General features: G+C 64.0%; 9 protein-coding genes. 4 read left to right on the forward strand and 5 right to left on the reverse strand.

Annotation, left to right across the window (positions count from 1 at the left end):
• The 4 genes from SGJ19_27745 to SGJ19_27760 form a co-directional block, all read right to left on the reverse strand.
• Nucleotides 1-8,734, reverse strand: an 8,734-nt coding sequence (locus SGJ19_27745; GenBank protein MDZ4784059.1) for a hypothetical protein, incomplete at its 3' end; no start/stop codon positions are given.
• A gap of 459 nt (nucleotides 8,735-9,193) precedes the next feature.
• On the reverse strand, nucleotides 9,194-10,303 hold the full coding sequence (locus tag SGJ19_27750; GenBank protein MDZ4784060.1) for a glycosyltransferase: 1,110 nt from the start codon (nucleotides 10,301-10,303) through the stop codon (nucleotides 9,194-9,196).
• 3 nt (nucleotides 10,304-10,306) lie between these two features.
• Nucleotides 10,307-11,248, reverse strand: coding sequence for a phosphotransferase (locus SGJ19_27755; GenBank protein MDZ4784061.1), 942 nt, complete (start codon nucleotides 11,246-11,248; stop codon nucleotides 10,307-10,309).
• A 36-nt stretch (nucleotides 11,249-11,284) separates the two neighbouring features.
• Entirely contained in the window at nucleotides 11,285-12,820 is a 1,536-nt protein-coding gene (locus SGJ19_27760) for a hypothetical protein (GenBank protein ID MDZ4784062.1), read from the reverse strand.
• A 368-nt stretch (nucleotides 12,821-13,188) separates the two neighbouring features.
• Here SGJ19_27760 and SGJ19_27765 point away from each other — a divergent pair, with 368 nt between their 5' ends.
• From SGJ19_27765 to SGJ19_27780, 4 genes are all read left to right on the forward strand, one after another.
• Nucleotides 13,189-16,515: a transglutaminase family protein gene (locus tag SGJ19_27765; protein ID MDZ4784063.1), complete on the forward strand. Its 3,327-nt coding sequence runs from the start codon at nucleotides 13,189-13,191 to the stop codon at nucleotides 16,513-16,515.
• A 227-nt stretch (nucleotides 16,516-16,742) separates the two neighbouring features.
• Nucleotides 16,743-19,286 carry a circularly permuted type 2 ATP-grasp protein gene (locus tag SGJ19_27770; GenBank protein ID MDZ4784064.1) on the forward strand — a complete coding sequence of 848 codons (2,544 nt, stop codon included), beginning with the start codon at nucleotides 16,743-16,745 and terminating at the stop codon, nucleotides 19,284-19,286.
• A complete protein-coding gene (locus SGJ19_27775) occupies nucleotides 19,283-20,155 on the forward strand; it encodes a transglutaminase family protein (GenBank protein MDZ4784065.1) in 873 nt (290 codons plus the stop codon). The genes SGJ19_27770 and SGJ19_27775 overlap by 4 nt, the downstream gene beginning before the upstream one ends.
• 362 nt (nucleotides 20,156-20,517) lie before the next feature.
• The gene (locus SGJ19_27780) at nucleotides 20,518-21,678 is read left to right on the forward strand and encodes a hypothetical protein (GenBank protein ID MDZ4784066.1); all 1,161 of its coding nucleotides are present in this window, start codon (nucleotides 20,518-20,520) and stop codon (nucleotides 21,676-21,678) included.
• A 367-nt stretch (nucleotides 21,679-22,045) separates the two neighbouring features.
• Here the strand turns inward: SGJ19_27780 and SGJ19_27785 are convergent, their stop codons facing one another.
• Nucleotides 22,046-22,714 carry a hypothetical protein gene (locus tag SGJ19_27785; protein ID MDZ4784067.1) on the reverse strand — a complete coding sequence of 223 codons (669 nt, stop codon included), beginning with the start codon at nucleotides 22,712-22,714 and terminating at the stop codon, nucleotides 22,046-22,048.
• Nucleotides 22,715-22,786 lie beyond the last annotated feature (72 nt).

Raw genomic sequence — 22,786 nt, forward strand, 5'->3', positions numbered from 1 at the left:
TAACGTTCCCGCTATTGCCGGAAATATGCGCGTCGACCGTGTTGTGAATGTCGTTGAAGGAAACGGAACCGCCGGCCGCGAACCCGCCCGCGCCGGCGCCGCCGACGGTCAGTACGAAGAGATTGGCGTTCTCCGTGGCGGTGACCGACACGCCCGCGTTCGCCGATTCGACCGTCGCGTTTTCAATGTACGCCGTCAGCGTGCCGCCGATGTCGTTGGTGCCGACCGCCGCACCAAACGCCGCCCCGCCCGCCCCGGCCACTCCGCCGCCGATCGCATCGATGTTGCTGTTGTCCACCGCGGAGACGGTAATCGCGCCCGGCGCGGTGACGTTCGCGCTGCCGCCCGAGATATGCGCGTCGATGGTGTTATGCAAGTCATTCAGTGAAACGGAACCGCCCGCCGCGAAGGCGCCGGCCCCCGCGCCGCCGATCGTCAACACGGTGACATCCGCGTTCGCCGTCGCCGTGACCGAAACGGTGGCGGCGCTCGAATCGACTGTCGCGCCGGTGATGAACGCTGTGAGCGTGCTGCCGATGTCGTTCGTGGCCAACGCCGCGCCGATCGCTGCGGTTCCCGCGCCGGCCAACCCGCCGCCGAACGCTTCGATCGTGGCGTTATCGGTCGCGCTCACGGTAATCGCGCCCGGTGCGCTGACGTTCGCGGTGTTCCCGGAGATATGAGCGTCAAGCGTATTGCTGATATCGTTCAGCGCGACGGAGCCGCCCGCGGCAAATGTGCCCGCGCCTGCGCCGCCGATCGCGATGGCCAGAATCGGCGTGTCAGTCGTCGCGGTCACAGTTACGGTGCTTGCTTCCGACGTGACGGTGGAGCTTTCGATCCTCGCCGTGACGGAGCTATTGATATCGTTCGTGGTCACGGCCGCGCCGATGCCGGCGTTTGGCGAGACCGACAGGCCGCCAGCCAGCGCCGTGATTGAGCCATTTTCGTCCGCCGTAACGGTAATCGTGCCCGGCGCGGTCACGTTCGCGCCTGCGCCGATGCGGGCGTCAATCACGTTGGCGACTTCATTAATTGACACCGAACCGCCCAGCCCGAAGGTCTGCGCGAACAAGCCGCCGGCGGTGATGACGGTCAGTTCGTCGTTCGAGGTGGCGTCGACGTCGACGGTTGTATTCACCGACGACACGGTCGCGGCGTCGATGAAAGCCGTGATGTCGTTCTCGACCTTGTTCGTGGCGACCGAAGCCGCGATGCCCAGATCGGAGCCGATCGAGACCGCGATCGCCGTCGTCTCGATCACGGCGTTATCGACCGCATGGACGTCGACTTCGTTCGTGGCGGTGACGACCGTGCCTGCACCGCTGATGTGGGCGTCGATCGTATTATCGATATTGTTAAGCGCCACACGCGCTTGGAGGCCGGAGAAGCCGAGACCGAGTGCCGTGTAGGTTACCGTGGCGTTGTCCGTCGCAGTCACACTGACATCCTTCGTGGCCGTGATCGTACCGCCTTCGATGGCCGCGCGAGTTGTGTTGTCAGCGTTGTTGATCGCGATCGTGGCGGCGACCTCGGGCGAAGAATCGCTCGTGCCGCGGACGTTCACGTCTTCCGCCAAAATGTTTGCGTTGCCGCGAATCATCGCCTCGGCGTTGTCGTGCGTGTTGAGAATGCCCGCGTCGATCGCCAGGCTCAACGGGCTGCCGAAGGAAAACGTAAACGACGTATCGGTCACGGCGTCGGTGCGTTCCTGCGCGAGTACATTGACGTCGTTGCCGGCGTCGAGCGTCGCGCCGTCGACAATCGCGCGCGTGCCCAAGCTTGGGGCCGCGACATTGATGGCATTGCTGACAGCACTCGTCGGCGCGGCGTTCTGAATCGCCGTGGCGGCGGCCTGGTTGCCGCCGACCGTCTGTGCGTAGCGATTCAGCACATTCACCAGACCGTTGCCGGCTTGGTTGGCGACGTTGAAAATCTGCCCGTCGATGTAGCCCTGCACATCGCCGACGCCGTTGATGGAATCGAGATAGTCCTTGGTAGCGGGATCGAGCACCGCGCCGATGGAATAGAGCGACACGCTGCCGGTGATGCCGATCAGCGCCACGCCGACGCCGCCGACGAGGCTGTCCGTATCGCGGCGCGAGAGGCCATGCACGTCGATATCGAGGCTGGCATGCACGTCCGCGCCAGGATTGATCGACGCGGTCGTGTCGTTGCGAATTACGCCGACGTCGATGCCGCCGGCCAGCGCCACGAGTGCTCCACTGACGTTGATCGCCACGCCGAAGGCTTTCGCGTCGTTCACGGCGGAGACATTCACCGTTTGCGCAATGCCGACGTCGGTACGATCGGTGTTCACGTTGGCATTTTGATCGATGAATGCCGAGGTTTGCGATTCGATGATCTGCGCGTTGAGCGAACCCGCGATGCCCACGCCGAAGCCCGCGCCGCCAGCCGCGGCGACCGATTGCGTGCTTTCCGTGGCGATTGCCTGCACAGCCAGCCCACGGATGACCTCGGTCGGAAAACCGCCGGCGTTCACGCTGCCGGAAAAGACCGTCAAGTCGACGGACGCATTGGCTTTGGCATCGACGGTCGCGCCGTTGCCGATCCAGGCGCGCGTGTCCTTGTCGATCAAATGCCCGCCGACGGAAGTACCGACGCCGCCGATCAAACTCACCGACGCCGCGCCGGCTACAGTATCCGTATCGGTGTCGTCGCGCGCGAGGACGAGCACGTTGCCTTCGCTATACACGGTGGCGCCGGAATCGATGAACGCAAACGTCCGCATGTTGAGCGACACGACCGGTACCGAGGCAGCGACGCTGAACACCAACGTCGCCGCGAAGCCAGCCGCGACTTGCAGCACGTCCTCCCGGGCCCGGGACAGCACTTGCACGTCGCGTTCGGCGTGAACGGCGGCGTTGGCGCCAACGTACGCCTCGGTGAGAATATCCGTCAACGCGATCCCGCCCGACGCGCCCACGGCCACGCCCAAAGCCACCGCGCCGACGCCGGTAATGCCCATGCTGTAGTAGTCGGTGCCGGCGGTGACGAGAACTTGTTGCAGGACCGCGGCATTCGTCTGATCCTGATTGATCTGCGCGTTCGCGCCGATATAGGCCGACGTCCGCACCGTGGCTACGTTGCCGGCGGCGGAGATTTCCGGCGTGACGCCGAAGGCCGCGCCGAAGCCGACGGCGATGGTTTCGATGTCGTCGCGCGCGACCGCGCTCACCGCCAGACCGCGTACGGTCACGGTAACCGGCGTGGCCACGCGTTGCTGCGACAGCGAGGAGTCGTCGCTCGGCGCGCTGACGGCGATCGGGTCGAGCACGTCGCGGATCGGATTGTCGAACACGAACGACATGGCATCGGCAATCACGCCGATCGCGTCCGGCACTTCCACTTCGCCGGCGCTACCGATGTCGGCGGCGAAACTGATCGCGAAATCGCCATTGAAGGCCAGCACGCCACCGCCTTGGCCGTCGGCGATGACGGTCGCGCCCGGCGCGACGAACGCTTCGGTGACCTTGTTGACGATCGGCGCGGCCAGCGACGCGCCGATACTGGCGATGTCGGCCGAGTTGTTCGTCCCGGCGGAGACGTCGATCTCTTCTCGCTGGTTGGCACTGACCTGCACGCTCCCTTCGGCATGCACGTTCGCCCCGCCAGCGATATTGGCCCGCGTGGTGACATTCAGCAGATAGATGCCGCCCGCCCCGGCGATGGTCACCGCGTCGCCGATGGCCTTCGCGCCGACGAGCGACGTAATATCTTCATTCGACGTGGCGGTGACAAAGATGTTGCTGATCGCGTCGACCGTGCCGTCGAGCGTGGCAATGGTTTCTTTCACGAGGCCGCCAGCGTCGATCCCCGCGCCGATGCCGGCGATGTCGGAATCGGCCGCGACGCCCGAGCCGCTCACCACGGTCGTCGAGCTAGTCGCCAGCACCGCGACGGTTTGCCCCGTCTCGCCCGGCACAGACTGATTGAGCTGCGCCCCTGCGTCGACATGAGCGCGCGTGGCGCCAACTAGCGTATTCAGCACGATCGAACCCGCCAAAGCCACGGTGCCGGCATCGACGCCGCCTGACGCGCGCGTGGCGAACACCTCGTTCGACGCGGCCTTCACTTCCATGTGCTCCGGCGCGTCGGCCTGGGCATTCGCGCCGAGGAAGGCTTCGGTCTGATTCTGCAATGCCGCTAGTGCGATCGAGATGCCGACGCCGGCCGTGTCGCCGACCGCCGCGCCACCGGCGACGGTGTTCATCGCGACAATCGTGTCGACGGCGTTGACGACGATGTCTTCCTGCGCCGTCACCGTGGCGTTCGCGCCCACCGAGGCGATCTCGCTGTGCGACGCCGCGTTCAAGGCAATCGCCCCGGCGACGCCGACGGTGTCCGCGCCGGCGCCGGCTGAGGCCCGCGCGTCAAATTGCAACGGCGTCGGGGAAGTTGTAACAACTTCAATTGCGTGCCCGGCTACATTCGCACCCGCGCCGATCGTCGCCAGGTTGTCGATGTTCGGCGCATTGACGGCGATCGCCGCGCCGACGGCCGTTGCGCTCAACACTGCCGTAGCGTCGGCTTCCGCGCCGATGTCGGCCTCGACGTTGCCGCGCACGGAGACTTGCAGCGTCGTGGCTGTGACGTTCCGATTGGCCGCAATGCTGGCGTCAGCTGTGGAGGTGATCGCATTCACGCTGATCGCCGCCGCCACGCCAACTTGCCCCATGCCGATGCCGTTCGAAGTCGCGCTATCGCTCACTGTGTCGGCCACGTTCGGCACAACAACGGCGTCCGGCGTCCCCGAGTTGGGATCAGCCGCTTGGAGTTGGCGGACGATCTCTTGATCGGCCGGATTGCCCGCACCGGGCGCACCGTTCGCGCCGGCGACGCTCGTGCTGTCGCTCGTAATGTCGGATTGCGCGAAGACGGTAATCGTACCAGCGGCATTGACGTCGCGATCGATTCCCGCCGTGGCGTCTTCATCGCCGGCGACTACGGCCACGCTTGCGCCGACTGCCACGCCATTCCCCGCGGCGTCGCCGCTAGCGGTGGCGTTGGACGTTGCGACGTGTCCGGCGAGCACTTGCAGCCCGCCGGTGAGCGAGAGCAATGCTCCCGAACCGAGGCGCGCGACCGTCTCGTTGCTGGAGATTCCCACAGCCACTGCGGGCGCGACCGCCGTGCCCCCCGCGGCGCCGGCTTCACCTTCTGTGGCGGTGGTGTGTTGAGCACTTGCATTAATTGTCACATCCAGCGCGCCGGTAAGCTGCGCGCCATTCTGCATTTCCGCGCGGGTCGCATGATTTAAGTAGGCCACAGCGACGGAAGCGCCGACACCGATGGCAGGATCCGCGACGACCTTCGACGTGGCGATCGTCGTGTTCGTCGTATCGCCTCCCGCGGTGAGCGTCGCATTGCCAGCGCCGGTAATCGTTACGTTCGCATTCGGCCCCATGAGCGCCTCGCTCGTCGCACTTGGGAAGTGCAACGCCAGCGCGCCCGCCACGCCGACATTCGTCGAGCCCGCCCCACTGACGGCCAGCACGTCAAACCGCTGTGTTCCGCCGCCGGTCCCGGAACGTACCAATAACTCGCCGGCGTTGACCGTTCCATCGACCAATGCCCGAGCCGTCGAGCTTGGCGCGCTGATCGCCACCGCGGCCGCCACGCCACTCGTCAGATCGACCGTCGCGCCGGTCGCTTCGGCCTCGGCATCGGTGCTGTTGTCCGCCGCGACTTGCACGAGAGCCGCATTCAATGTCGCGCCGTTGCCGATCGTCGCCAACGATTCCGTCGTCGTCACGTCGACAGCGATGGCGGCCGCCACGCCGAAGGAACCATCGGCGGTCGCCGCGGCCGGGACATTCACGGCGCTGGGCGTGCCGAAATTCGGATCGGCGAAGGCGAGAATTTGATTGATCAACGTGTTCGCGTCCTGTCCGGACGGATCAGCACCCTTCGCTGTCGCCAGCGCCTGCGTCGGGCTATCGACGTTTGCCGTCGAGAGGATCGTCGCTTCGCCGACTGCGGTCACACTGCGTGAAACGGTTGCCAACGCCGACTCATTGCCGATCGTCAGCGCCACGGCAGGTCCAACGCCCACGCCCGCGCCGGCCGCGTCGCCGCGCGAGGTGGTGTTGAGCGCCGCGGTATGTGTCGCCTGTACGGTTACGTCGCCGGTCAGCGAAATCGCCGCACCGGAGCCGATTTCCGCGACGGTTTGGTTGTCCGTAAACGCCATGGCGACGGCCGGCGCGACGGCGGTGTCGCCGGAAGCGCCGGCGACTGCGTTGGTATTCGTGGTGAAATCGCCGGCTGCGTCCAGCACAAGACCGCCGCCGCCGGTAATTTGTGCGCCGTTTTCCACTTGGGCTCGGCTGCTGCTGGTCACGTTGTTGAAGGCGACGGAGGCGCCGATGCCGATGTCCTGGCTCGCTACGCCCGTGAGATCGGGAGTTGCCTGCGCCGTGGCGGCAGTGCCTGCGTTGGTTGTGAGCGAAAGGTCCGCACCGCCCAACGCGACGTTCGCGCCGCTTCGCACGAGTGCAGCGTGCGTCGAGTTCGCGTTGTTAATTGCGACCGAGCCCGCCACGCCGACGTCGAGCGCGCCCACGCCCGACGTGGCGAAGGAAGCAAATGTGTCATCCAGCACGCCATTTTGCGCGGAGACGTTCACCGCATCAGCCGTGATCGTGGAACTGCCGTCGAGAAATGCTTCGTTCGTCGTATCCGCAATGTTGATCGCCAGGCCGACGCCTACGCCGGTTGGATTCTGCGTCGCTGTGCCGTCGGCAGTCGCGGCGGATACGGTCGACGATGTCGACGTGACATTGACGTTGCCCGCCGAGGCGATCGCGCCTCCCGTAGCGATATACGCCCGAGTCACCGCGGTCGTCGTCGTGAGCGCCATGGCCGCCGCGACGGAAACATTGCCGGCGGGCGTTGCCGCGCCAGGCGGAATCGGCGTGACGGTGTTGGTCGTGCCTTGGGCCGTTGAAGTGACCGTGGTCGTCGAAGCGGTGGACGAATTGGCCGCGATATTCACCGTCGCGGCGTTGAGCGATGCGCTCCCCTCGACGGACGCCTCGGTCGTGGTATCGACGACGGCAATGCCCACCACTGCGCCAATGGCGGTATTGCCCCCGCCCGCGCCGTTGCCGGTCGTCACCACGTTGGCCGTATTGTTTGCCGTAATCGACAACGTCCCGACGGCGGTCACGTTGCTGGCGCCGGCCACTCGAGTGCGAGCGGTGCTCCCCACGCCGGATTCCGCCACCGCGGCATCTGCGCCGACGACCGGCAAGGGAATGGAATTGGCCTGTGCGGTCGTCTGAGTATTGGTGAGCGCACTTAGCGTCACATTGCCTGTGCCGGCAATTTGCGAGGCGCCGTCAATCAACACTTGTGCCGAGGCGTCGACGTTCACCAGCGCCGCGAGATTGGCGGTGTTCGTGGCCGTGAGTGCGCTCGACGCCGCCAGCGTGATGTTGCGTCCGCGGATTGTGCCGCCCGTGACAGTGATTTGCGCATTGGCGTCCGCGACCGCATTGACCGCCGCCGCGGCGTTGATCGTGACGTCGCCAGCCGTGAAGCCGCCGTCGGCGTCGGCCAAGAGTGCCGCGCCATTGGCGAGCGCGACATTGTTGCTCGTGAAGAGTATATCGCCCGAATTCGCGCCGGCCGGGCGCGTTGAAACACTCACGCCCGCACTGACCGTGATCGACTCGGCGCTCACCGTCAAATCGCCACCGGGCAGCGCCAAGTCGCCGGCGAACATGACCGAGTCCGCGCCGCCGTCGCCGTTAATCGAGAGCGATGCGCCAACCGCCAGCGTGAATGAGGTGAGCGTCAACGTATCCGCGCCGCCGGCCATGTTCACGACGAGCGACGTCGTCGGTACGTTGAACGACACGCTCTCCAACGTGCCGTTCAGAGCCCGCACGCGCAGCATGCCGGGGTTGCCGGGGTCTTGTTCCAGCACAAGTTGATCGTCGCCAGCCGTGGCGTCGATGACGACGTTGGCCGGATCGGAGTTATCGACGATCGGTTCCAGCCCGGCGTAAGTGATCAGATTGCCGTCGAGCCGCACGGTGCCGGAATCCGGACCGTAGGCGCTGTAAACCACGGACTCATACCGTCCGCCTTGCAGCACCAGCGTGTCGAAGCCGCGGTCGCCGCCGTGCAGCAAGCCGTCCAGCCGGCCGCCCGGTTCAAATACGAACTCGTCCTGGTTGTCGTCTCCGCCCCGCAAGTTTTCGACGCCGGTGAAACGCACCGCGTCCGACCGGAACACATATCCCGCGTTGGCGGCATTGACCGTCCACGTGTTGTCGTGATTCGGGCCGCTCAGAACGTCGCTGCCCAGGCCGCCGTCGAATTCGATCGCGTCCGCGAGCAGACGTTCTGCCACCAGCGTGTTGAATTCCAGCTTGAAGGAGTCATCAAAGCGGGAACCGACGATGCGAATCGGTCCGCGCAGGTCGTCGATGCGCTGGCGAGCGAGGGTTTCGCCCGTGGCGCTCAACAATTTCAGATGTTCGACGCCGTCTTGGACGTCGAGCTGCAAGCGCAGATCGACGCCCTGTTCGGCGTCTTGGGCCGTATAGAACGGGTCGCCGTCCAGGAACCAGCGCGGATTGAGCACCTCGAAGACGGCGTTGCGCCACCGCTTCAAGGTCGTCATGCGCCGCTGGCCGAAGGTGCGTGGCGGCGATTTTTGCTTCCGCACGGTCGCCAAGGGTTGATGCGACTCGTCTCTCATGGCAGTTCCTCCGGAACTTTCCGAGACTTGCGGGCATCGAAAACACGTCGACGCGAAGGCGCGTCAACGGGATTCGGTGCGTGCGCAAGCCATTGCTAGTTGCGAGCGGCGAGAAGTCGCCCAAAGCAGGCGGAGAGGATGCGACGCGGCAATGCGAACTCGCGCGGCGGCATAGGCCATCCGTGGCGGCGAAGGAAACGCAGTACCGACGAAAGACGATGCCAACTGCCCCCGCACAGCAAGGTGTCTTTCAGCGAAGCTAATTCCGGCTCTCTAGGTGCGACTAACGGCGCCTCGATTTGCGGTTCATGGGTGTGGAATCGTTTACCTGCGCGCAAAACTCAGCCCAACACGCGCGGAGGTCGCCGGAAGTTCTACCCCCCCTGAGACCGGATCGTCAAGCATCTTTCGTGGGGAATTCAGAGTTTCTTGCTGCGCGTTGAATGACCAGTCACGCGACTAGGATATGGAGACGTGCGATTCGATCAGCGCCACCGCCCTGCCTAGCGAGTCCTCGCCCCCGAGCCGCTGCGACCAACGCTGCGCCTTACGTGTAAGTGCAACATCTTCCCTGGCGTGGCGCAACGTGTGGGCCAATTCTTCCGGGCGCCACGTCATGACGTTCATTCTCCCAGCCAGAAGTCCTTGCCGTGCCAGCAGCTGCGCGAAGTACTCCTGTGAGGCAATCTGCGGGAGCAAAATCGACGGACGCCCGGCCCGAAGCGCCGCCGCAACCGTACCCGCGCCCCCGTGATGGATCACCAAGGAGCATCGCGGAAACAGCCAGTCGTACGGGATCGCGTGCGCGAACATCAATTCGTTTTCTGGCAGTTCGGCGGTTGCCTTGCTCCAGCCTCCGATCAAAATCCCGCGCTGACCGGTGGCATTCAACCCGTCTCGTAACGTGGCGACGAACGCGGCAGGATCGAACGACAGCATCGAGCCCATCGTGATCGCGACTGGTGGCGGACCGCTGGCGATGAAATCGATCAACGCTTGCGGCGGTTGCCAGGCTGGTGGCTCGTCGTCGCGCCAAAAGCCGGTGAAGTGAAATCGGTCTCCCCAGGCGTCATCGGGATCGACAAGCTCCTTCGGCAGCGCGACGAGTTCCAAAATCGCCGATTCATATCCAGCCAGTTGCGCCGCGTACTTGCGAATCGCCGCGATGTCGCCCACGGGGTCGTAGGTTACTGATGCGCCGGGAATGATTCGTCCTTCGCTGCGCCAGACGCTGCGAAGGTTGTTGATGAAATAGTCGGTCCGCGCGAGTTGCGCCTTCAGCGCGTCAAGTGAGTGCGCCAGTTGCGGGCGCACCCAACGCTCGGCATAGGCGCGCACGCGGACGCGAAAATCAGGTTCACTGGCGAGCGATCGGAAAAGCATGCCCAGCTCATATTGCGTGCCATTGCCGATTGGCAAGAAGTCGAGCCCGGTCGCTTCCATGCGGTCGCGATAAAACGGCGAGGCCGCCAAGGTCACGCGATGTCCGCTCCGTGACAGCGCGCGGCCCAGCAGCCGGAACAGTTCCCCGTCGCCATGCGTACCCAGCGTGAGCAACAGGCAGTTCATGGCCTAGCTCGCCAACCGCTGAGCATAAAGTCGAAACAACCGCACGGCACGGGCGACTTTCTGCTGGACGATCGCCGCGTGCCAGATCTCGGGCCCGCGCGTGTACCACGCCCTCAACATGCCAAGCACCTGCGCCATGCGGACCGGCAGATAGCCGAGGCCGTACTCCGACGGGATCTCGCGCAAGGAGAGATAGCCGGACAAAAACGAACGCGTCAGTGCGAGCGGGCAGTAGTAGTCGAGATACGCGTGACTGATCGCCAGATCGATCAACGGGTTGCCGATCCAGGCGGACTCCCAATCCACCACAGCGGCGACGCGCCCTTCATGGACGACGCACTGCACTACGTGAAAGTCACTGTGACAAAGCGATTCGCCGACGGCCGACGGCATTTCCAAGGCACGGAATCGAGCCACTTCCTCAACGGTCAACAGGCTTTGCTCAGCGAGCGCCGCGGCTGTCGCGCCCAGCGTTTCCAAGTAGTTGGCGACTCCTTGCGGAGAAACGCGATCGGTCGCCGAGAGCGGCAACCCGTCCGTCGGCGCTTGATGAATACGCGCCAGCGTGCTGCCCATTTCCGTCAGCAGTTGATGCGCGACATCGCCGTGACCAAGCAGATCGGCGACGGTTTGTTCGCCGGAGCTGCGCATCAGTATGAAGGGACGCCCGGCAAGTGCGCCGTCCGCATCGGCCCGCTCCACATCCGGCGTCGGCACGCCGTGGCGCGCCAGATGCTCGATGAGCAGCAGTTCCTTGCGCGTCGCGGCGCCGTCGGGCGACTTTGAGATTTTCAGAATCCGCGAGCCATCCGGCAGCGCGCAGCGAAACACTGGGTTATTGAACCGCGCCAATGGCTCGATCGCGGATGGCTCGGCGCCGCACGCAGCGAGAATTCGCCGAGCGAGATCCCGTTCCGCTGATTGTTGCATTGCCGCTGTCGCCATGGCGGCATTGTAATCCGCGGCGCGCGTCACCGCACCTCACGGTGCATTAGCGTCGGCGATCTTTTGTTCCCAAAACCTTAGCGCGTCCTCGTGATAATGCAACACTTCGGCGCGTTGCGCCGGGTCATCAAGTTTTACGCGTTCCTTGCGTTCTTTGACCCAGTCGCGAAAATACTCGGCAGACGTCTTGCTGATGCGCGATTTTTGTTTGCCGATTTCCACGTACCACGGGCCGGTCGAGGCGAAGCGGAAGGTCTTCGGGTGTTCGCAGATCGCGCGGACCAGGAACCAGCCCGAGGCGTCGAACGTCACCGGCGGCAATCGTCCCGTCTTGGCGTAGTCTTCCAGGCGAATGCTCTGAAACACCTGGCCGTCCTTGATGATTTCCAGGTATTCGATTTTGTCGCGCGTCGACATGCTGAGGTCGATATTCAGGCTCAACTTCTCGCCCGCTTCCGCTTGAAAGACATGCCCTGGGAAGCGGCCGTCGGCTTGTGGGCGAAGAATCGGCCCGTTGGTGACGACGACACGGCCACGCCGGAGATTCTCCCACCAACTCTCGTAGGTCAGCTCCTCGCCGCACCAAACATACATGCGGTTGTAGCCAATGGGGTTTTCCATCACGCCCGAGGCGCTGCCGGCCGACGGCGGAATTCGCAGCCCCGAGTTCAACACGTGGTAGTAAATCTCCTGCGTGTATTGCCCGTTGCCACGCGGCATGCGGAAGAGTTTTTTATCGCGCGGGCGTCCCCAGGCCTCGTCGGGATAAACTCCTTCGCGCCACATGTGGTTGTGGCAAATGCCGATGGAATCGACCAACCCGCTCGCCAACCAGACCGGCGTGTCGTACCAGAAGTCTTTTTCGATATCGATCCACGCGTTGGGATCGAGCTTCGCGGCCTCGGCGAACTTGAGCGGCGAGGGATACTCGCGCTGCGCGCCCAGGATCGGCAACGGCTTCGCCAGATTGAAATACAACAGCGCACCCCCTTCGCGCTCGTCTTCACCGGCCAGTAAATGATAAAATCGATTCTTGTCGAACTGCACGAGCGGATTTGCCGGCGCGGACTTCGCAGCCCATTCGTTTTGGTCATTCCACCACGTGATCACGGGGCAGACATATAAGTCCTCGGCCCGCATCAAAAGTTCGATCTGCTCTTTCGGCCGGTGAACGTGCGTCTCGCCCGCCCACCAACCTTCCTTGGCCATGTTGACGAATCGCTGCAACGTGACGGTCTTCGTGTCCTCCGAGGCGCGCTCCATCTCGAAATGGCCGCTCATCACCGGATATTCGGGACCGCGCTCGATCTCGAACACATACTGCCCGGGCGGCAATGCGAGTTTCGCCTTGCCCGAAAACACCGCGTGGTCTTTGTAGAAAATCGATTCCCCGCCCAGTTTCACCGGCCGCTTTTTGGCGTTCCTCAAGTGAATGCGGCAAGGAATAACTTCCTTGGTGTCGCCGTCGACGACGGTGAGCTCCAACTCGCCCCGCGCTGGGGCGGCCTTACAAGGCGCAGTGCAAGTACCAGCAAAGCAAACGAGCACGGTAAGTGCAGCGAGGCGTCGCATGTCGATTCTGCTCGGGGGGCTTATTAGGGGATTGTCTCCGTCACAAGTTTAGCACGCGCCCGCAGTGACTTAGCCATCGCCCTCGACTGTGGGAGGCGTCTCCGACGCCGATGGGAACGACGCGAGCATTCTGGTTCCGTCATTTCTCGCTAAAATCGCCAAATCGATCGGCGTCGGAGACGCCTCCCACAGTCGTTCCGCTCGCCAATGCAGATTATTGGGTCACACTTCACATCGACGGCAGCCATTAGCAATCCAGACGAGTTGCGTGTATCCTGGGGTACGGCCCGTGGCGGAGCATGAGGCCAGAGTGCGGGCTTTTTGCGCGCATTCCGGTGTTTCGAAATTCCGCCGTGGAGTTGGTTCGCATGTCGATTCGGGTTGCGCTGTATCACGAGACCTCGTACCTTTACGACCGCTTCATCACGCTGGGTCCTCAAACGGTCCGGCTGAGGCCGGCGCCCCACTCTCGGACGCCCATTCACGCCTACTCGCTGACGATCGAGCCGGCGGGGCACTTCCTGAATTGGCAGCAGGATCCGCAGTCGAACTACCAGGCGCGGATCGTTTTCCCCGAGAAGGTCGACCGGTTTCGCATCATTGTCGACCTGGTGGCCGAGATGACGGTCATCAACCCGTTCGATTTCTTTCTGGAGCCGGAGGCCGAGCGCTATCCATTCGAGTACGCCTCGTGGCTGTCGCGGGAGATCGCCCCTTTCCTGATCAAGCTGGAAGGCGGTCCCGCGTTCGCGAAGTGCTTGAAAGAGGTCAACACCAAGGAGCAGCGGACGATCGATTTTCTTGTCGGCGTGAACTCCCTGCTTAACCAGCGGATCAAGTATTTGATTCGCATGGAGCCCGGCGTGCAAACGCCGGAGGAGACGCTGGCGAAGAACTCGGGGTCCTGTAGGGATTCCGCTTGGGTGCTGGTGCAGTTGTTGCGCCACCTGGGCATCGCGGCGCGATTCGTTTCCGGCTACCTGATTCAGTTGAAGCCGGATCAGAAATCACTGGACGGCCCTTCGGGCGCGGAGCAGGACTTCACCGATCTCCACGCCTGGTGCGAAGCGTACTTGCCCGGCGCAGGCTGGGTGGGACTTGACCCGACCAGCGGACTGTTCGCCGGCGAAGGGCATATTCCGCTCGCGGCCACGCCGGATCCCCAATCCGCAGCGCCAATTTCCGGCGCGCTCGATGAATGCGAGGCCGAGTTCGAGCACGTGATGCGGATCACGCGCGTGCATGAGGACCCGCGCGTCACGAAGCCGTACACCGAGGAGCAGTGGTCGCGGATCGAGTCGGTCGGCCGCGCCGTCGACGTGCACCTCAAGAGCGACGACGTGCGCTTGACGATGGGGGGCGAGCCGACGTTCGTCTCCATCGACGACATGGACGGCGCGGAGTGGAACGTCGCCGCCGTGGGGCCGAATAAGCGGCGGTTGTCCGAAGTGTTGTTGCGGCGCTTGCAAAAACGCTTCACCAAGGGCGCGCTGCTGCATTTCGGTCAGGGCAAATGGTATCCCGGCGAGCAACTGCCGCGCTGGGCGCTGGCCTGCTACTGGCGCAAAGACGGACATCCGATCTGGAACAATCCGGCGCTGATCGCAGACATCGAAGACGTGCAACATCGCACGTTTGCGGACGCAGAGCGATTTGTGGAGTTGTTGGCTGAGCGCCTCGACGTCGACGCCGGGTATGCCGTGCCGGCGTTCGAGGATCCGGTGCATTTCCTTCGCCGGGAAGGCCAACTGCCACTCAACATCGACCCAGCCGATAGCCGCCTCAAGGACGCGGAAGAGCGCACGCGGTTGCGGCGCGTGTTCGAGCGCGGCTTGAACGAACCGGTCGGCTATGTCCTGCCGTTGCAACCCGGTACGCGTGACGGCGGCATGGCCTGGGAAAGCGGCTTGTGGATGCTTCGCGGCAAACACCTGGTGCTGATCCCAGGCGATTCGCCGATCGGCCTGCGCTTGCCCGTCGCGAGCTTGCCGTGGGTCGCCGTAGCGGAGTATCCCTACCTCCGACCGCGCGATCCGGTCGCGCCGCCGCCGCCGCTGACCGTGCCGCGGCGCATGCAATCGCAATTGAGCGAGACCTTAAAACGCGAGATCGCAGAAGCGGAACGCGAACCGCTGCGCGATCGCGCGCCGCAATTGGGCGAATCGGCGCCTTGGGTTGTGCGCACGGCGCTGTGCGTCGAGCCGCGCGACGGCCGATTGCACATCTTCATGCCGCCGTTGATGACTATCGAGGCGTATCTGGAATTGATCGCTGCGATCGAAGATACGGCCGAAGCGCTCGACATGCCCGTCATCGTCGAAGGGGAACCGCCCCCGTGGGACAGCCGCCTCAATTACTTCAAGGTGACGCCGGACCCCGGCGTGATCGAAGTGAACGTGCCGCCGGCGGGAGACTGGGACGAACTGCAAGAGATCGTCCACGGCGTGTATGAAGAAGCGCGGCTGAGCCGATTGGGCACGGAGAAATTCATGCTCGACGGTCGCCACACCGGCACCGGCGGCGGCAACCACGTCGTGCTCGGCGGACCGACGCCGGCGGATAGTCCATTCCTGCGGCGGCCGGACTTATTGCGTTCGATGGTCGTCTATTGGCTCAATCATCCCTCGCTGAGCTATTTGTTCAGCGGTTCGTTCGTCGGGCCGACGAGCCAGGCGCCGCGGATCGACGAGGCGCGGCATGATAGTGTGTATGAACTGGAAATTGCTTGCGAGGAAGTCGAACGCCAGCAGCGCCTGTTCGGCCAAGTTCCGCCCTGGAAGGTCGACCGCATCTTCCGCAATATCCTCGTCGACATGACGGGCAATACGCACCGCGCAGAGTTCTGCATCGACAAGCTGTATTCGCCGGACACCGCGACGGGTCGTCTCGGCCTGGTCGAATTCCGCGCCTTCGAAATGCCGCCGCATGCGCGGATGAGTCTGGCGCAACAACTTCTGTTGCGGGCCCTCGTTGCCTGGTTCTGGCGCACTCCCTATCGCGCGCAGCCCGTGCGCTGGGGCACACGGCTCCAGGACGAATTCCTGCTGCCGCACTTCGCGCAACAGGATTTCCGCGACGTGATTCGCGACCTCAACGCGGCCGGGTTTCCTCTGGAGGAGGCGTGGTTCGCCCCGCATTTCGAGTTCCGGTATCCCGTCCACGGCCGCGTGCGGCATGCGGGAATAGAAATCGAACTGCGCGAGGCGATCGAGCCTTGGCACGTCCTGGGCGAAGAGCCGGGGCCCGGCGGGGCGGTGCGCTACGTTGATTCCTCGCTGGAACGCCTCCAGGTGAAGGTTTCCGGATTGGTTGATTCGCGCCACCTGATCCTTTGCAATCGCCGCCGGCTGCCGCTGCGCTCTACCGAAGTTTTGGGCGAGGCCGTGGCGGGTGTCCGCTATCGGGCTTGGCAGCCGCCGAACTGTTTGCATCCCACCATTCCGGTCGATACTCCCTTGGTGTTCGAGGTGTACGACACGTGGAGCGGCCGCTCGCTGGGAGGCTGCTCGTACTATGTCTCTCACCCCGGCGGCCTGAGCCACGAGTCGTTCCCGGTCAACGCCTTTGAAGCGGAATCGCGCCGCGTCGCCAGATTCCTCGCCCAGGGACACACGGCCGGACCGATGCCAACGCCCCGCGCCGAACTGAATCCGGAATTCCCGCTAACGCTGGATTTGCGCCGTGGGAAACAGTGAAGGGAATGACGAAATCCGAATGACGAATCTCGTTGTGGCATGGTCTCCCACAGTTGTGGCATGGTCTTCCGACCATGTCACCGACTTGACCGAAGGTCTCCCATGCTTCTCGCAAAGTGGCACGGTCAGGAGACCGTGCCACAACTAGAATCAGGCCATTCGACATTTAAGCATTCGACCTTCATTCGTCGTTCGGATTTCGAAATTCGTCATTCGCCCCGCTTCCCATGAAACAATCCCAGTCCGCCGGCGCCGCGTCTGACGTGGTGCGATTGCCCGACGGATACTGCGGGCTGTCCGGGCATTTCGATGAAGCCGTCGACGCCAAAGGGGAAGTGCGCGCGGCCTGGCGTGGGTGGGCTTCTGCGTTGGCCGGAGCTCGCCTCGACGACTTGCAGGCGCGGGACGACATGTGCCGGCGTTTGTTGCGCGAATACGGCGTGACGTACAATCCGCCTGGCACCGACATGGAACTGGAGCGCCCCTGGCTGCTCGATTCCTGGCCCGTGGTGATCGACGCGCGGGAATGGACCGAACTCAGCCGCGCGGTCAGTCAGCGCGCGCGGTTGCTGAACCATGTGCTGGCCGATATCTACGGCCCGCGCGAATTGTTCTTGTCCGGCGATTTGCCGCCGGAAATCGTGTTCGCCAATCCGGCCTTCTTGCGCGCCGCGGCCGGCATTCAACCCGCCGATGGCGTGCACCTGGCGACGTATGCGGTCGACGTCGCGCGCTCGCCCGACGGGCACTGGTGGGTCGTCTCCGACCGCACCGACACGCCCGCAGGCGCCGGCTACGCGTTGGAAAATCGTATCGTGCTCAGTCGCGTCTATCCCGATTTAGTACGCGACCTGCGCGTGAAGCGACTCGCGAAGTTCTTCGGACAAATGCGCGATACGCTGTTGGCGATGGCGCCAGCCGGCACGGAAGAACCTCGCGTGGTGATTCTGACGCCCGGACCGTACAGTTCCACGTACTTCGAGCAAGCGTATCTCGCGCGCTACCTGGGATTCACGCTGGTCGAAGGGAGCGATCTCACCGTTCGCGATCAGGGCGTGTTTCTCAAGACATTGAGCGGTCTTCTGCCGGTGCATGTGATTCTGCGGCGCGTGGAAAGCAATTTTTGCGATCCGCTGGAGCTGCGGGAAGACTCGCTGCTCGGCGTCCCGGGGTTGTTGCAGGCAGTGCGCGCAGGCAAAGTGACGATCGCCAATCCGCTGGGGGCCGGCGTAGTGGAATCGCCGGCTCTGTTGCCGTTTTTGCCGAGCTTGTGCGAACGCCTACTTGGAGAACCACTACTGATGCCACCGGTGGCCACCTGGTGGTGCGGACAGGAGGCGGCGCTCGATGAAGTCATTCAAAACCTCGATCAGGTGGTGATCAAAAAGGCCTATCCACGGCGCGACGCGCCGTCCGTGCGGGCCACGAAGGAAACCAAGGACGCGTTGATCGCCGAGTTGCGCGCGCGGCCGCAGTTGTACGTTGGGCAGGAATTCGTCGAACTCTCCACCGCGCCGGCCTGGCAGGAAGGGCGGTTGCAGCCGCGGCATCTGATGTTGCGGCTGTATGCGATTTCGACCGGCGACGGCGGATACCGCGTGATGCCCGGCGCGTTGGCGCGCGTGGCGGAGACCGCGGAATCGGTCATCATGACCGAACAGACCGGCGGCGGCACCAAGGACGTTTGGGTGCTTGGCGCGGCGGAGGATCATGCCACGTTGTTGCCGACGGGAAATCGCGTCGCGGCCCTCAGCCGCGCCGGCTTCGCGCTCCCTTCGCGATTGGCCGATGATTTGTTTTGGCTGGGGCGCTACCTGGAGCGGATCGAATTCGGCGCGCGCATGACGCGTTGCTTGTTGCATCGCCTGACCGATCAGACCGAGCACGGGCAATTGGACGAGTTGGGTTGCTTTGCCGAATTGCTGGTCGCGCACGGTCGGCTCGAGCCGGCCGATCTGGCGACGACCGCGTGGACGCCGGAGCAGATTTCCCGATTGATTCATCGCGCCGCGTTCGACGAATCGAACTCCGGCGCGGTCACGGCAGACGTCGGCCGCGTACACAGAATCGGCATGTCGGTGCGCGATCGCCTCGCGGTCGACGCTTGGCGCACGCTCTGCACGATGCGGGACGATCTGCGTCCCTTGGCGCGGCGCAAAGCGAACTCCTCCGACGCGCAACTCGCGGCGCTGGATCAACTACTGGCGCGCCTTTCGATGCTTAGCGGCCACTCGATGGACGGGATGACCCGTGACAAAGGCTGGCAATTCCTGGAGATTGGCCGCCGCCTGGAGCGGGCCGCCGACCTTTGCGATCTCTTGCGTTTCGGCATGGCGATGGCGAGCGAGGATGAAAGCCCGCGGCTGCTGGCGATGTTGGAAATCGCCAATAGCGCCATGACCTATCGTTCGCGCTACGTCTTCGGGCCCGATCCCGCGCCAGTGCTGGACTTGCTGCTGGCGGACGAAGGCAATCCGCGCTCGGCGGTGTTTCAGTTGGCCGCGCTGTATCAACACTTGAAGGCCATTCAGCCGACCAGGAAGGGCGAGCCGCGCTCCTCGGAGCTGCGAATGGTGACGTCGATCTTCTCCGAAGTGCGGCTGGTGGACGTCGATTCGCTCGTGCTCGTGGTCCGCAACGGGCGACGCTTGCGATTGATGACGCTGCTGCGGCGCATGACGCGCACGATGGAGGCATTATCGCAAACCTTGACGCGCACCTACCTCACGCACGTACAACCGACGCGGCCGATGGCGGGGGGCGGACCATGAAATACCGCGTGCGCCACCGCACCGAGTATCTTTACGCTACGCCGGCCGACGCCTGCCACAACGTCCTGCGCCTGACGCCGCGCACGTTTGACGGCCAGACTTGCCTGGAGCATCGGCTGGAGGTGGATCCGGCGCCGACGACGCTGCACGACTACCCTGACTATTTTGGAAACCAGGTTCGCAGCTTCGCAATCTACGCGCCGCATGCGCAACTGACGATCGCGAGCGAGAGCCTGGTGGAAGTTGAGCGAGCAGACGTGTCGGCGCTCGACGATTCGGAGCCTTGGGAAGTGACGGCGCGGCTGTTGCGCACGACGAACGATGCGGCGACCGTCGATGCGCTGGAGTACATTTTCGATTCGCCCTACATCCGCGTGAGCGAACGGCTGCGCGAGCTGGCCGAAGCGCATTTCGAGGCGAATGCGCCGATCCTATCGGCGGCGTTTGCACTGACGCGGATGATTTTCGAAGAGTTTCAGTTCGATTCCACGGCAACGACGATTGATACCTCGACCGAAGACGTGCTCGATAAACGGCGCGGCGTTTGCCAGGACTTTGCCCATCTGCAAATCGGCTGCCTCCGCTCGCTCGGTCTGGCCTGCCGCTACGTCAGCGGTTATCTGCGCACCGATCCCGCCCCCGGTCATGCGCGGCTGGAAGGCGCCGACGCCTCGCACGCCTGGGTCAGCGTCTATTCACCGCGGCAAGGCTGGGTCGACTTCGATCCCACGAACGGCTGCCTGGCCGACGAACGCCATATCACGATCGGCTGGGGCCGAGACTTCCACGACATCAGCCCTGTGAAAGGCGTCGTCCTCGGCGGCGGGAAATCGCAACTGCAAGTCGCGGTCGATGTCTTGCCGATTTGACGGCGAGCATCGCGCACACTTAGCCGTTAGCGCCAGCGAGGCGGAGTGGACGTTGTGTACGGCGAAGGTTCGAGCCCTCAGTTGCTTGATTGCGGAGCAACCGAGAGTTTCATCTCAGGTCTGCATGCGACGTCAGCTCTCTCTCGCTGGCGCTGCGGGCTGCTGTTGGACCATCCTACCAGTCGACGGAGGTTTAGGTAAACGGCGACGATTGGGACGATCCGTCGCCGGTCGCTGCCCCATGATCTCTCACGTTGCCGAGACTCTCGGGACGATGACGTTTATATCGGATTGCGCGCCTGCGGAAGTGTTGCCGGAAAGGGCGCGTACGACAGCCATTGAGACTGCCAGAAGGGCTTTTGATGACCGCCAGGATCGGACCATGGATCGCCGCCGCGGTGATGGGCGCCGTTGCGCTCCTGGTCTGTCTGTGCCTAGCCGAATTCGTTCCCGTCGCATATAGCGCCTCGGGCCGAGTCCGGGTTCCGCGAGCCGCGCTACGGTCCTTGGACGAATTCTGGCCCGACGCTTCGCGCGTGAATCGCTGGCTCGCTCAGCCACTGCCGGTACGGCCGATCGTCGAAGCCAAACTGACCGGCGACGAAGAACATCCGCCGCAAATCGTCGTCGCGGCGCGCGGACCCGACGCGGAAGCGGTGACTATCTCCGTGAACGAAGTGCTCGACGCCGCCCATTTCGAGCTGCGCGGCGAAGGCCTGCGGTTTACGGACGAGCGTCATCGCGCGCTGTTGACGTTGCTACATCACGCCCGCGCCGAGCGCGCCCGGGCGCAACGACAACTCGATGAACACGTCGCCCAGCGATTGAAGGCGTCGCCGGAAACGCCGCCCGCGACGCCGGTAGTGATGCCGCCGCAACCGGTTGTCGCGCCTCCGGTTCAAGCTCCGATCGTAGAGCGGCGCAATCCCCTGTGGGACGACCTCGCCCGGCACGTCGGCGAGTTGGAAGGACGGCGCGCTGGCTTGCTGCTGACAATGACTCCGGCGCATCCGGTCATCCGTGACTTGGACTGGCGATTGGCACAGTTGCGCGATCAGTTGCATTCCAGCCCGGAATTCACAGGGGGCGCGAATCAGCAGATCGTCAACCAGCTACCTCCGGTCATCGCGGACACGCAGCCAGCCCTGCCGCGAGTTGCTCCACCAGTCCCTGCACCTGCACCATCCGACGGCGAAGCGCTGCGGGAGTTGCGCAAACGCGTCGCGGCGGCGGATCGGCAACTTGGGATCGCGGTGCAACAAGAACGCGACGCCTGGCAAGAGCTTTCCGCCTTACGCACCGAGCTGCAAACCTGCGTCACGAGCGCCGTCATTCCGACGCAACCGGATGAATCAATGGGTCGCGAGCAAATCCGTTGGGGCGGGGCCCTCTTGGCCCTGTCACTGGCAGGCGCGACCTTCTGGCGCAAGCAACCGCGCCGCAAAGTGCTCCGCAGCACGGAAGAAGTCCGCCGCACTCTCGGCGTGCCCGTCCTCGGCAAGTTTTCGACGCTCGGCCGGTAAACGGCGGCTAGTGCGATTGAACCTTGGAGGCGCCGAGGGACGGCGCATTTAACCGCAAAAAACGCGAACAACACGAATGGGATCAGCGGCAGAGTGGAGAATTTGAAAGCTCGAAGGGCGGGCCGCGCCTATGAGCGGCGTCTGTTGTTCGAACGCCTCGATTAACGCGAGATTCGCTTTACCTGTGAAACGTAAGGCCCGCCGGATCAAGAAGCGGCGGGCCTTCGCTGGCACATTTACGGTTGATCCAAATTCGGAACGCGGTTGACGCGTCACTAGATCTATTTCGCGCGCGGCCCGCCCTACGCTTTCTCCTCGCCCGAGCCGCCTTCCCTCCGCGCTTCCGCGGTTCCACTTGCAAAGTCGTCTACGGGATCAGGAAGATCAGGCCGGTCACCGCGGCGCCTTCCACCAGAGCCGCGTCCCAGCGGAGGGGCGGGCGGTGGATTTGGAACGGCGTGTAGCTGCCGGGGCGTGCTTGGCCGAGCGTATAGATGCAGGTGCCGGGGCGATCGACCGCCATCTTGTACGGCAGCAGCGGCAGCGTGCTGAAAAAGTGCGCCCCGGAGACTGCCGGTTGCAGGACGCCCAGCGAATAGCCGTAGCGTTCCAGATTCACTTCTTCGAAGTACAACGGGCCGTGGCAGAACGCCGAGGCTTGCCAGTAGTAGCCGTAGCTCCAACCCATGGCTTCGAGATTTGGCTGATCCGTATACTCGCCCGCCGCTTCCATGTAAGGGGCGGCGACGTTCTCGGGAAAATCTCCCGCCGGCGCGGCGGTGTCGAGCGTCACGGCGCCGATGGGTTTCAGATCCCAAGCCTCGGCCGAGGGCAGCGGGCGCGGCTCTGAGCCGGCCGGCAATTCTTCCAGCGCGGTGTCGTCAGCTTGCGCGGCCGATTGCACGGGAGACGCGGCCGTCCCGGGACCGAGGATGCGCAGCCGGTTGGGCTCGCCCGCGGCGGCCATTCCCGACCAGGCGATGGCCAGCAACATCATCTCCAACCGCAGCGACATCCAGCGCCGACCCGTTGCCATGCGAACCATCCTCCCTGACAACCAGCGCACCGTGGTACAGGCGGCGCGTCGCGATCCATCGCTAGCGGAGGT

It is taken from the genome of Planctomycetia bacterium, from assembly GCA_034440135.1.
In the GTDB taxonomy this organism is placed as follows: Bacteria; Planctomycetota; Planctomycetia; order Pirellulales; family JALHLM01; genus JALHLM01.

What these genes read in the sequence shown, in the direction of transcription:
- SGJ19_27750 (MDZ4784060.1), bottom strand. Translation starts at nt 10,303, where the DNA reads ATGAACTGCCTGTTGCTCACGCTGGGTACGCATGGCGACGGGGAACTG.
- SGJ19_27755 (MDZ4784061.1), bottom strand. Translation starts at nt 11,248, where the DNA reads ATGGCGACAGCGGCAATGCAACAATCAGCGGAACGGGATCTCGCTCGG.
- SGJ19_27760 (MDZ4784062.1), bottom strand. Translation starts at nt 12,820, where the DNA reads ATGCGACGCCTCGCTGCACTTACCGTGCTCGTTTGCTTTGCTGGTACT.
- SGJ19_27765 (MDZ4784063.1), top strand. Translation starts at nt 13,189, where the DNA reads ATGTCGATTCGGGTTGCGCTGTATCACGAGACCTCGTACCTTTACGAC.
- SGJ19_27770 (MDZ4784064.1), top strand. Translation starts at nt 16,743, where the DNA reads ATGAAACAATCCCAGTCCGCCGGCGCCGCGTCTGACGTGGTGCGATTG.
- SGJ19_27775 (MDZ4784065.1), top strand. Translation starts at nt 19,283, where the DNA reads ATGAAATACCGCGTGCGCCACCGCACCGAGTATCTTTACGCTACGCCG.
- SGJ19_27780 (MDZ4784066.1), top strand. Translation starts at nt 20,518, where the DNA reads ATGACCGCCAGGATCGGACCATGGATCGCCGCCGCGGTGATGGGCGCC.
- SGJ19_27785 (MDZ4784067.1), bottom strand. Translation starts at nt 22,714, where the DNA reads ATGGCAACGGGTCGGCGCTGGATGTCGCTGCGGTTGGAGATGATGTTG.